The following is a 10,992-nucleotide window of genomic DNA, read 5'->3' on the forward strand; positions in this document are numbered from 1 at the left end:
GTTTCGAGGTATGGCTATGTTGTCCATCACCAGGCTCCGCGGATTGATCCTGATTACCGCCCTGCCATTGCTCGCTGGATGCAATGCAGTGCTGCTGTCGCCCTCGGGCGATGTCGCGCTTCAACAGCGTAATCTGATCATCATTTCAACCGGCTTGATGCTGCTGATCATCGTGCCGGTGATCTTCCTGACCTTTCTGTTTGCGTGGCGCTATCGGGCCAGCAACAAAGAGGCTCACTACGATCCGGAATGGAACCACTCCACCATGCTGGAGCTTCTGATCTGGGCGGCGCCGCTGCTCATCATCATCGCGCTGGGCGCGTTGACCTGGGTCAGTACCCACCAGCTGGATCCCTACCGCCCGCTTGCCCGCCTGTCCGAAGGCCGCGAGGTGCCCACGGGCACCAAGCCGCTGGTGGTCGAAGTGGTGGCGCTGGACTGGAAGTGGCTGTTCCTGTACCCCGAACAAGGCATCGCCGCCGTCAACGAAATGGCGGCGCCCGTTGACCGCCCCATCCAGTTCAAGATCACCTCGTCGTCGGTGATGAATTCCTTCTTCGTGCCCGCGCTGGCCGGCCAGATCTACGCCATGCCCGGCATGCAGACGACCTTGCACGCGGTCATCAACCACCCCGGCGAATACGAAGGGCTGTCGGCCAACTACAGCGGCTCGGGCTTCTCGGGCATGCGCTTCAAGTTCCATGGGCTGGACCAGCAGGGCTTTGACAAGTGGGTGGCCGACACGCGCGCCTCTACCCAGCGGCTGACGCGCGATGCCTACCTGAAGCTTGAGCAGCCCAGCGAACGCAACCCGATCCAACACTACGCCTCGGTCGCCCCCGGCCTGTTCGACGCCATTGTGAACCGCTGCGTCGAAGGCAACCGCATGTGCATGAAAGACGCCATGGCCATCGACGCGCAAGGCGGCATGGGCATACCGGGCGCGCTCAACGTCACCACGCTGGACGCGCAAACGCGCGAACGGCTGGGCCTGACCGACACCAAGCCGCGCAAGTATGTGGGCGCCATGTGCACGTCCACCGAAGGGCTGGTGTTGTAGCGGCATGCGCGCGGTCCGCGCCGTCCGCACCGCACATCGGATGACGCAGGGTTTCATGAAATCGTGGTTTTTACGCTGGAATCAAGATGCCTGATCAACCAGACCTCACCAAGCTGATCTTCGGTCGCCTGACCTGGGACGCCATCCCCTACCACGAGCCCATCCTGATCGCCACGTTTTTCATGGTGGCCATCGTGGGCATCGTGGTGCTCGGGTCCATCACCTACTACAAGAAGTGGGGCTACCTGTGGCATGAATGGTTCACCAGCATCGACCACAAGAAAATCGGGATCATGTATGTGATCCTGGGCATCGTCATGCTGCTGCGCGGCTTTGCCGACGCCATCATGATGCGCTTGCAGCAGGCTGTGGCGTTCGGCGATTCCACCGGTTATCTGCCGCCGCACCACTACGACCAGATCTTTACCGCGCACGGCGTGATCATGATTTTCTTCGTGGCCATGCCGCTGGTCACGGGATTGATGAACTACATCGTGCCGCTACAGATCGGCGCGCGCGACGTGGCTTTTCCGTTCTTGAACAACTTCAGTTTCTGGATGACGACGGGCGGCGTGATCCTGGTGATGATGTCGCTGTTCGTGGGCGAATTCGCGCGCACCGGCTGGCTGGCGTATCCACCACTGTCAGGCATATTGCACAGCCCCGACGTCGGGGTCGACTACTACATATGGGCGTTGCAGATTGCCGGGGTGGGAACCCTGCTATCCGGCGTGAACCTGCTGGTCACCATCGTGAAAATGCGCGCGCCCGGCATGAAGATGATGCGCATGCCCATCTTCACGTGGACCGCGCTGTGCACCAACGTGCTGATCGTGGCGGCCTTCCCCGTGCTGACGGCGGTGCTGGCGCTGCTGTCCATGGACCGCTACGTGGGCACCAACTTTTTCACGGCGGACTTCGGCGGCAACGCCATGATGTACGTGAACCTGATCTGGATCTGGGGCCACCCCGAGGTCTACATCCTGATCCTGCCGGCTTTCGGCATCTTCTCTGAAGTGGTGGCCACGTTCTGCCGCAAGCGCCTGTTCGGCTATGCGTCCATGGTGTACGCCACCGTCGTGATCACGGTGCTGTCGTACCTGGTTTGGCTGCACCACTTCTTCACCATGGGGTCCGGGGCCAGCGTGAACTCGTTCTTCGGGATCACCACCATGATCATCTCGATCCCGACCGGGGCCAAGATCTTCAACTGGCTGTTCACCATGTATCGCGGCCGCATCCGCTTCGAAGTCCCCATGCTTTGGACGCTGGGCTTCATGGTCACCTTCGTGATCGGCGGCATGACGGGCGTGCTGCTGGCGGTGCCGCCCGCCGACTTCGCGCTGCACAACAGCCTGTTCCTGATCGCGCACTTTCATAACGTGATCATCGGCGGCGTGCTGTTCGGCTTGATGGCCGGCATTACCTACTGGTTCCCGAAAGCCTTCGGCTACAAGCTGGACCCGTTCTGGGGCAAGTGCTCGTTCTGGTTCTGGCTGGTGGGCTTCTACGTAGCCTTCATGCCGCTGTATGTGCTGGGCCTGATGGGGGTGACGCGCCGCGTGAATCACTTTGAAGACATGTCGCTGCAAATCTGGTTTCAGATCGCGGCGGTCGGCGCCTTGCTCATTGCCTGCGGCATCGCCAGCTTCATCATCCAGCTGATCGTCAGCTATCGCCGCCGCGACCAACTGCGCGACTTCACCGGCGACCCCTGGGACGGCCGCACGCTGGAATGGTCCACGTCGTCGCCGCCGCCGCAATACAACTTTGCCTTCACACCGCGCGTGCATGACCTGGACGCCTGGTGGCAGATGAAACAGCACGGCTACGAACGGCCGCAGCAAGGCTTCATCCCCATCCACATGCCCAAGAACACCTGGGCCGGCATCGTGCTGGCGGGCATCAGCGTGGTGATGGGCTTTGCGCTGATCTGGCACATGTGGCCGCTGGCCGTGCTGTCTTTCGTGGCGCTGATCCTGGTGTCCATCATTCATACCTTCAACTACAAGCGCGACTACTACGTGCCGGCCGATGAGGTCGTGCGCGAAGAGGCCGCCCGCACGAGGTTGTTAGCGAATCATGTCTGATACCTTGGCCCCCACCCTGCAAGGCGGCGCCGCGCCGCCGCAAGAGCCCGTGTTCTACGTGCCGGGCGAACATCATCCCAAGAACGGCACGCTGCTTGGGTTCTGGGTCTACCTGATGAGCGATTGCCTCATCTTCGCGTGCCTCTTCGCCACGTACGGCGTGCTGGGGCGCAGCTACGCGGCGGGGCCATCCGGCGCCGACCTGTTCGACCTGCCGCTGGTGGCGGTGAACACCTCGCTGCTGCTGTTGTCGTCCATTACCTACGGCTTTGCCATGCTGGAGATGCGGCGCAACCGCATCGGCGCCACGCAGCTGTGGCTGGCGGTGACGGGCCTGCTCGGGCTGGGCTTTCTGTCGCTGGAAATCTACGAATTCGCGCACCTGATCCACCAGGGCGCGGGGCCGCAGCGCAGCGCCTTCCTGTCGGCGTTCTTCACACTGGTGGGCACGCACGGGCTGCACGTCACGTTCGGCATCGTGTGGCTGGTGACGATGATGATCCAGGTGCGGATGCATGGCCTGATCCCCGAGAACCGCCGCCGCCTGATGTGCCTGTCGATGTTCTGGCACTTCCTGGACCTGATCTGGGTGGGCGTGTTCACCTTCGTGTATCTAATGGGAGTGCTGCCATGACGACGTCGCACATGGACAACCTGGCTGATCGTGGGCTGCACGGCCACGGCCACGGGCATGACCACGGCCATGGCCACGGCGGCGGCCATGACCACCACGACGACGATGACGGCGCCGGCCATGGCACGCTGAAAAGCTATGTCACCGGCTTCATCCTGGCGGCCATCCTGACCGCCATTCCGTTCTGGCTGGTCATGAACCGCGTGTTTCCCAGTTCGCGCACGACGGCGCTGGTGATCCTGGCGTTTGCCGTGGTGCAGATCGTGGTCCACATCATCTACTTCCTGCACATGGACACCAAGTCCGAAAGCGGCTGGAACATGTTGGCGTTAATATTCACGCTGGTGCTGGTCGTAATCACGCTCAGCGGATCAATCTGGATCATGTATCACTTGAACTCCAATATGATGCCCATGTCCACACACGACATGCGGAATATGCCCTGATGGCAGCAGTAAAAGACACCACTATCCGCGACACCCCCCGTAAACCGCGCAGCAAAACCACCCTGGTCATCCTGGGCGTGGTTGCTGCCGGCCTGTTCGCCGGCCTTTGCGCGCTGGGCACCTGGCAGGTGCACCGGCTGGCCTGGAAACAAGAGCTGATCTCGCAGGTGAAGCAGCGCGCGCACGCGCCGACCGCCCCCGCGCCGGGCAAGCAGGAATGGCGTGGCCTGACGTCAAGCAATGCCGAATACCGCCACGTCACCGCCACCGGCACGTATCAGTACGACCGCCAGACGCTGGTGCAGGCCGCCACCGAACTGGGCAGCGGCTACTGGGTCATGACGCCCTTGCAAATGGCCGATGGCGGCACGGTGCTGGTCAATCGCGGGTTTGTGCTGCCGCAATGGCGCAAGACAGAAGGCGCCAACCCGCCGCCGCCCGCCGAAGGCCGCGTGACGGGCCTGCTGCGCATGGGCGAACCCGGCAGCGGCTTTTTGCGCAACAACGATCCGGCCGCCAACCTCTGGTATTCGCGTGACCTGCCCGCCATTGCCGCCGCGCGCGGCCTGACGGATGTGGCGCCCTACTTCATCGATGCCGACGCGGCGTCCAGCCCGGGGCGCGATCCGGCCAAGGCCCCCGTCGGTGGGCTGACCGTGCTGGAATTTCCGAACAACCACCTCGTCTATGCCATTACCTGGTACGCGCTGGCGCTGATGATCATCGTGGGCGTGGTGATTTTCGTGCGTGAAGACAAGCGCGCGCGGGCCAAGGCCTGACGAACGACTCTTCAGGCCATAAAAAAGCCGCACTGCCCGAATCGGGCGTGCGGCTTTTTTCATGGGCGACGCTATCGGGTCAGCGCGAGGCCCACGCAATGCTGCCGGCTTCCGGGCATACCCACGACGTTTGCAGCCGCTGCCGGATCTGGGCCAGGTCCTGTTCCACCAGCAACTGGCCGTCGCGAAACACCGGCACCAGCGCGCCGCCCGCCGCTTGTTCAGGCGTCTGCTGGTCGTGCAGTTCATAGCCCGTGGCGGTCTCGTCCACGCGCAGCAGGCCCTTGGCCGAACGCTTCACGCCGGAATCCGTGACCGGGTCCTTGACCAGTTCCTCGGGTTCGCCGTTGACTTCGGCGTACGTGGCTTTCAGTGCCCAGCCGAAGGTGTCGCGCGTCAGGTACTGGTACGTGTACGAGCCAATGCCCAGCACCACGTTGCCGGAGGCGTAGCCCTTCTTCTCCAGGCGCACAAGAATGTCGCGGCCGCGTGCCAGCGTGATCGAATCGCCGTAGATCAGGCCAACGTGCGGGTCCAGCAGCTTGTAGCCACGGTCCGTCACCACACCACCGAAAATGTCCCACAGGCACTGCACCGCGCCCTTGACCTCGGCTTCGCGCAGCGGCTGGACGGCGCGGGCGTCATCGTCCAGCAGCCAGTACTTGCCGGTGGCGGCGTCGCGCACCGCCTCGAAGCCTTCGCGCCGCGCGGCGGCCAGCGCCGTCGCATCCTGGACGGCCGGCACGTCGGTGCAGAAATAGCCCGTCAGGATCTTCACCGGGTCGCCGGAATCCGGGCGGAACACCACCTTGGCATTGCCGTACGGGTCGGGCGTGCGCGCCAGGATTTCCGACTTGAGCGCGGCGGCGAAATCGGTCACCACCTGCCAGAAGTCCCAGGTGTCGGACACCACCGACACGATGCCGCCGGGATACACCTGGGTGACCAGGCGGCGGATGGTTTCGATCTCGCCTTCCTTGCTGCCCAGGCACATCACCGAGTGTTCCGTCGCGGGCACCGACCCACCGACCAGTTCCCGATCGGAATCCGCGCCGTAGATGTCTTCCAGGTAGTCGATGGCGGGAATCGTGTCCGTGCCGGTGAACGACAGCAAGTGGCCCGCGCCGCTCTTGCGTGCGTCGTACAGGCCGGACATGCCGCGCATGGAAAAGTCGTGCCCCTGCCAGTTCACGAAGTCCATGGGGCTGCCCGTGGTGCGCGCGAAATAGGTCAGCAGCTTGCGGTATTCAAAGGCAATGGTGGCCACCGTGGACGGCTTCCACGATTCGCAGCTGAACAGGGTTTCGATGTAGGTGACCAGCCACGCAAAGTCGGGGTGCGTGTTGATGAAGGTGACGGGCGGCACGCGGATGTCGACGCGGGCGCCCTCGGGCACCGAGCGGATCTCCAGCGGCAGGTAGCCCAGTTCATACAGCGCTTGCAGGTGGTCGACGGTGACGGCGCCCTTGCCCAGCGCATTGTCCACGCGGCGTTGGTATTGGCGCACCGCGCTGCCGGCCGGCTTGCCGAAGAATTCGCGGTTGAACAGGTCGATCAAGATTTCCTTGATAAAGCCTTGCAGGCCGAACCAGACGATCTTGGCGTCGAACAATTCGGGCAGCACCGGCGCCAGCCGCGCCGAGCGTGGCGTGAAGTTGGCCAGGATCTTGTTGGTGCCCTTGGGGTACTGGAAGGGGTGGCCAGTCTTGTAGAAATCCGCTTGCAGGAAGGGGTTGATGCCGTTCTTGGCGATCAGGGTGTCGGGAGCATTCATGGCAGTTTCCTTCTTAGTTCACAAGCGCGGGGATGGCGCACGCCTGGGCGTTGGGCGCCAAAGACGGCGATGCAGGCGTTGGGCGGTCCGGGCCTACGCAGACCGGGGCGCCGTCGCCATCGGTCAACGTCCAGTCGTAGGCGGCGAACACGCCGGCATAGCGTTCATTCAAAGCCGTCAAGCCATGGCTGAAGATGCCATGCGTGACGTACAGGTAAAGCGGCTGGCGCGTCTTGTCGGCAAGCGCCAACGCCAGTTCCAGAAAGGTGCGGCCGCCGTCGCAGATGTCGTCCACCACCAGGATGGGCTGGTCGGGAACGTCGTCGGGCACGCGGGTTTCGGTGATGCGGCCCGTTTGCGGGTCGCGCACTTTATCGGCGTAGCGCACGTCGGCCACGCCCAGCTTCTTGGCCAGGGCCTGCACCCGCTTGCGGGCGCCGGCGTCGGGCGCCATCAACGTCACGCCCTTGGCAAAGGCCGGTGCCGCCAGCGCCCGGCCGACAAACGCGGCGGCGTCCACCACGCGCACCCGCTGCAACAGCGCGGGGGTAACGTCGCTGTGCGGTTCGGTGATGGTGACGGTGGCGTATTGCTGGTCGTTGATCAGCTTGCAGAAGACGGCCGCGCCCAGGGCCTCGCCCGGATTGCACACCCGGTCTTGCCGGGCATAGGGCACGTAAGGCATGTCCAGATGCACCGGCACGGCGGGATTCAGGCGGCGCAAGGCGTCGGTCAGCATCAGCAGCTGCATGACGTCATTGGCGGACTTGAGCAGCGCGTGGATACGGAACTCGGTGGCGGCATCGGCCGCCGCGCGCAAGCCGGCGGGCACCGTGACCTGGCTTTCGCCGCCGGGAAACACGAACGCGGTCGGCGTTTCGGTTTGGCGTTGTCCTTCTACTACGGCAGTGATGGTGAACATGATCGGCCCTTAGTGGCGTTTCAAAACTAAGTGAGGCAAGTATATGCGCACTTATTGTTATCTTGCAACTATGTCGTTGAAAGTCCGCGTTGCGTGGCGGGTGTTGGCGTGCAGGGTCATCCGACTGTGCGGTCGAACAGGGTGAAGTCTTTCAGGCGGTATAGGCGCGCGGGGCGCTGCGCCCCGGTGACGAAATCGCCCGTCGGTTCCAGCACCCCCCAGGCGTCCATCTTCCTGCGGAAGTTCGATTTTTCCAGCCGCGTCTGCAAGATGGCTTCGTAGGTGTGCTGGAGCTCGGTCAGGGTGAAGCGTTCCGGCAGCAGGAAGAAGGGCAAGGTCGAGTAGCTGGATTTGCCGCGCAGACGGGCCACGGCGGCGGCCACGATGGCGGCGTGGTCGAACGCCAGCGCGGGCAACGCGTCCACGCTGACAAAGCGCAGGCCCTGCCCCGCCGCCGCTTCCAGTTCGGCCACCGGCACCAAGGCCACGTATGACACGGACAAGGACCACTGGCGGGGGTCACGCTGGGGGCCGGAGAACACCTGTAGCTGTTCCAGGTAACGCGGTTCAAAGCCGGTTTTTTCGCGCAGGACCCGGCGGATGCTGGCTTCGGTGCTGTCGTCTTCGTCCGCATGCACCACGCCGCCCGGCAGCGCCATGGCGCCCTTGAAGGGCGTGCGGTCGCGCTGGTGCAAGGCAATTTCAAGGCCGCCGGCCCGCAAGGTCAGCAGGACGGCGTCAACGGTCACAAGGGGCTGTGGATAGTCCACGGGGCAGTTTCCAGATCAAGGCTTCGGGGCAAGATGCCACTATGACGGCGCGCGGTCAATCGGCGGGCGACATAGGCGCCAGCATCAGGCCGCAGCATGAGCCGTCAGCAGGGCCGCCCGATTAGACGAAATAGCCGGAACATCCCAGGCAATCAAAGGTAAATAGCGTAAATGTTCTACACTTGCGCCCGGGAACACCGCTGGGTTTGATGCCTGGCGTGGTGTTCCCTTTGTTTTTTCCCCTCAAAAATCCCAGGAGATTCCCGGATGAAAAAGACGCTGCTCGCCGCTGCGATGCTGACCGCTTTCACAGGCATTGCACAGGCAGAACCGTCAGTCACCCTCTATGGTGTCATCGACACCGGCATTGGCTACAACAAGATCAAGGGCGACGGCTACAGCGGTAGCAAGCTTGGCATGATCAACGGCATCCAGGCCGGCTCCCGTTGGGGCGTGCGCGGATCCGAAGATCTGGGCGACGGCCTGCGCGCCGTGTTCAAGCTGGAAAGCGGCTTTGATTCCGCCAATGGCCAACGCGGCCAGTCCGGCCGCCTGTTCGGCCGCCAAGCCACCATCGGCCTGGCCAACGACGCCTGGGGCCAGCTGGACTTCGGCCGCCAAGCCACGATCGGCTCGAACTACCTGGCCGACATCGACCCCTTCTACACCAGCTACACCCAGTCGAACCTGGGCCTGGGTTTCAGCGCGGCCAACACCATGCGCTGGGACAACATGGTCATGTACCGCACCCCGTCGGTGAACGGCTTTGAATTCGGCATCGGCTATTCGTTCAACGCTGACGACACCACCGCCGACCAGACCGGTTTCCGCACCGCCGACAACACGCGCGGCATCACGGCCGGCCTGCGCTACGTGCAGGGCCCGCTGAACGTGGCGCTGACGTACGACCAGTTGAACGGCTCGAACCGTGGCAACATCGACAGCAACGCCACGCCGCGCCAATACGCGTTGGGCGTGTCGTACGACCTGGAAGTGGTGAAGCTGGCCGCCGCCTATGGCCGCACCACCGACGGCTGGTTCGTCGGCCAGGACCTGCCGGCCGACACCCCGTTCAGCGATGAATTCGGCACCAACCGCTTCGTCAACGGCTTCAAGGCCAACGCCTACATGCTGGGCGCGACCGTGCCGGTGGGCGGCGCCAGCAGCGTGTTTGCCTCGTGGCAGCACGTGGCCCCGTCCAACGACAAGCTGACCGGCGGCGACGCCAACATGAACGTGTACAGCGTGGGCTACACCTACGACCTGTCCAAGCGCACCAACCTGTATGCCTATGGTTCGTACGGCACCGACTACGCGTTCATCGACGGTCTGAAGAGCACGGCCGCCGGCGTGGGCGTGCGCCATCAGTTCTAAGGCACGCATGACGCGGCCGGGCGACAGGCGATAGCGCGATAACACGCCAGTTCGCCAGCCCGATAAAAAGCGGGGCGAGTCCGATGGGACGCGCCCCGCTTTTTGCTTTGGCCTGGCAGGCGCTGCCTGCGTTTCGCCTGCCGCGCCCCCCGGCGCTTCATCCGCCTATCGCGCGCCCGCGCGTTCCAGCTGGGCAACGATTTCGGCCTGACCCTTCTGACGCGCGTGCCGCAACGGCGTCACGCCCTCCCGATCCGCCAGGTTCACGTCGGCACCCGCCCCGATCAGCATGGCCACGATCGCCTGATGCCGGGGGCCGCCGTCACCCAGAATGATGGCTTCCAGCAGGCCCGTCCATCCCAGCCGATTGACGTGATCGGGCTTGGCGCCCGCTTGCAGCAGCGTTCTGACCACTTCCACATGCCCGCGTTCGCAGGCAGGAATCAACGCGGTGCCGCCGTAGCGGTTGGTGCTTTGCAAGTCCGCGCCGTGGCGCAAAGTCAGTTCAAGAATTTCCCGATAGCCTTGCGCGCCCGCCAGCAGGTAGGCGCTGTCCTGCATGCCGTTTTGCGCGTTCACGTCCGCGCCGGCTTCGATCAGCACGCGCGCCGCCTCCACGTGGTTGCCCTGCGTGGCGCGCAGCAACGCCGTGTTGCCTTGCGCGTCGCGCCCGTCCGGCGGCACGCCTTGGTCCAGCAATTCCCGCACCCGCGCTGCCTGGCCCAAGGCGGCGGCCTCGCGCAATTGCGCCGTCGGGTCCACCGCGGCGCGCGCCTCGCCGCTGGCCGCGCCGATTGCCCCAACGGCGCCCAACGTGCTTAGCGCCAATACGAAACAGGCCCGCCAGTGTTTGATCGTTGCCATTGCCGGTATCCTCCCGTCTGAATCGAGGACCGATTATGGACAAGCCCCTGGCGAATGGGAAATCGATGGCGTGTCATGGCCGGTGCAATACGGGGGAAACACGCCGCCGTCATGATTGGATACCTTTAGATCGCCGCAATACGGCCCGCCCATGACCCTCGACTTTGCTTCCCATCTGCCCCTGAAACCTCTTGCGCGCCTGCTGGCCATGGCATTGCTGCCGCTGGCCCTGGCCGCCTGCAACGGCAGCGACGACAACGACGACGCGCCCGCCTCGCC

At 63.9% G+C, this 10,992-nt stretch carries 10 protein-coding genes; 6 read left to right on the forward strand and 4 right to left on the reverse strand.

Annotation, left to right across the window (positions count from 1 at the left end; translation table 11 throughout):
* The first annotated feature begins 16 nt into the window (after positions 1–16).
* From cyoA to YH64_RS23960, 5 genes are all read left to right on the forward strand, one after another.
* The gene (gene cyoA, locus YH64_RS23940; protein ID WP_046806791.1) at positions 17–1,060 is read left to right on the forward strand and encodes a ubiquinol oxidase subunit II; all 1,044 of its coding nucleotides are present in this window, start codon (positions 17–19) and stop codon (positions 1,058–1,060) included.
* Positions 1,061–1,146: 86 nt separating this feature from the next.
* Complete coding sequence (cyoB, locus tag YH64_RS23945) at positions 1,147–3,150, forward strand: cytochrome o ubiquinol oxidase subunit I (protein ID WP_046806792.1); 2,004 nt, start codon at positions 1,147–1,149, stop codon at positions 3,148–3,150.
* Positions 3,143–3,784 (forward strand): cytochrome o ubiquinol oxidase subunit III, encoded by a 642-nt coding sequence (gene cyoC / locus YH64_RS23950; protein ID WP_046806793.1) that lies wholly within the window; start codon positions 3,143–3,145, stop codon positions 3,782–3,784. The genes cyoB and cyoC overlap by 8 nt, the downstream gene beginning before the upstream one ends.
* Positions 3,781–4,230, forward strand: coding sequence for a cytochrome o ubiquinol oxidase subunit IV (gene cyoD / locus YH64_RS23955; protein ID WP_255444709.1), 450 nt, complete (start codon positions 3,781–3,783; stop codon positions 4,228–4,230). Before cyoC ends, cyoD begins: the two co-directional genes overlap by 4 nt.
* Entirely contained in the window at positions 4,230–5,009 is a 780-nt protein-coding gene (locus YH64_RS23960; protein ID WP_104142233.1) for an SURF1 family protein, read from the forward strand. The genes cyoD and YH64_RS23960 overlap by 1 nt, the downstream gene beginning before the upstream one ends.
* A gap of 79 nt (positions 5,010–5,088) precedes the next feature.
* Here the strand turns inward: YH64_RS23960 and YH64_RS23965 are convergent, their stop codons facing one another.
* From YH64_RS23965 to YH64_RS23975, 3 genes are all read right to left on the reverse strand, one after another.
* A complete protein-coding gene (locus tag YH64_RS23965; protein ID WP_046806795.1) occupies positions 5,089–6,783 on the reverse strand; it encodes a nicotinate phosphoribosyltransferase in 1,695 nt (564 codons plus the stop codon).
* A gap of 13 nt (positions 6,784–6,796) precedes the next feature.
* The gene (locus tag YH64_RS23970; protein ID WP_046806796.1) at positions 6,797–7,705 is read right to left on the reverse strand and encodes a phosphoribosyltransferase family protein; all 909 of its coding nucleotides are present in this window, start codon (positions 7,703–7,705) and stop codon (positions 6,797–6,799) included.
* A 116-nt stretch (positions 7,706–7,821) separates the two neighbouring features.
* Entirely contained in the window at positions 7,822–8,475 is a 654-nt protein-coding gene (locus tag YH64_RS23975; protein ID WP_046806797.1) for an NUDIX domain-containing protein, read from the reverse strand.
* Between the two features lie 267 nt (positions 8,476–8,742).
* Here YH64_RS23975 and YH64_RS23980 point away from each other — a divergent pair, with 267 nt between their 5' ends.
* On the forward strand, positions 8,743–9,849 hold the full coding sequence (locus YH64_RS23980; RefSeq protein ID WP_046806798.1) for a porin: 1,107 nt from the start codon (positions 8,743–8,745) through the stop codon (positions 9,847–9,849).
* A gap of 165 nt (positions 9,850–10,014) precedes the next feature.
* Here YH64_RS23980 and YH64_RS23985 read toward each other — a convergent pair whose 3' ends face one another.
* Positions 10,015–10,713: an ankyrin repeat domain-containing protein gene (locus tag YH64_RS23985; protein WP_082134611.1), complete on the reverse strand. Its 699-nt coding sequence runs from the start codon at positions 10,711–10,713 to the stop codon at positions 10,015–10,017.
* Positions 10,714–10,992 lie beyond the last annotated feature (279 nt).

The organism is Achromobacter sp. LC458 (genome assembly GCF_001005835.2).
In the GTDB taxonomy this organism is placed as follows: Bacteria; Pseudomonadota; Gammaproteobacteria; order Burkholderiales; family Burkholderiaceae_B; genus Achromobacter; species Achromobacter spanius_B.

Bases quoted from the DNA above. Each gene is read 5' to 3' on its own strand.
- cyoA (WP_046806791.1), top strand. From the start codon at position 17: ATGTTGTCCATCACCAGGCTCCGCGGATTGATCCTGATTACCGCCCTG.
- cyoB (WP_046806792.1), top strand. From the start codon at position 1,147: ATGCCTGATCAACCAGACCTCACCAAGCTGATCTTCGGTCGCCTGACC.
- cyoC (WP_046806793.1), top strand. From the start codon at position 3,143: ATGTCTGATACCTTGGCCCCCACCCTGCAAGGCGGCGCCGCGCCGCCG.
- cyoD (WP_255444709.1), top strand. From the start codon at position 3,781: ATGACGACGTCGCACATGGACAACCTGGCTGATCGTGGGCTGCACGGC.
- YH64_RS23960 (WP_104142233.1), top strand. From the start codon at position 4,230: ATGGCAGCAGTAAAAGACACCACTATCCGCGACACCCCCCGTAAACCG.
- YH64_RS23965 (WP_046806795.1), bottom strand. From the start codon at position 6,783: ATGAATGCTCCCGACACCCTGATCGCCAAGAACGGCATCAACCCCTTC.
- YH64_RS23970 (WP_046806796.1), bottom strand. From the start codon at position 7,705: ATGTTCACCATCACTGCCGTAGTAGAAGGACAACGCCAAACCGAAACG.
- YH64_RS23980 (WP_046806798.1), top strand. From the start codon at position 8,743: ATGAAAAAGACGCTGCTCGCCGCTGCGATGCTGACCGCTTTCACAGGC.
- YH64_RS23985 (WP_082134611.1), bottom strand. From the start codon at position 10,713: ATGGCAACGATCAAACACTGGCGGGCCTGTTTCGTATTGGCGCTAAGC.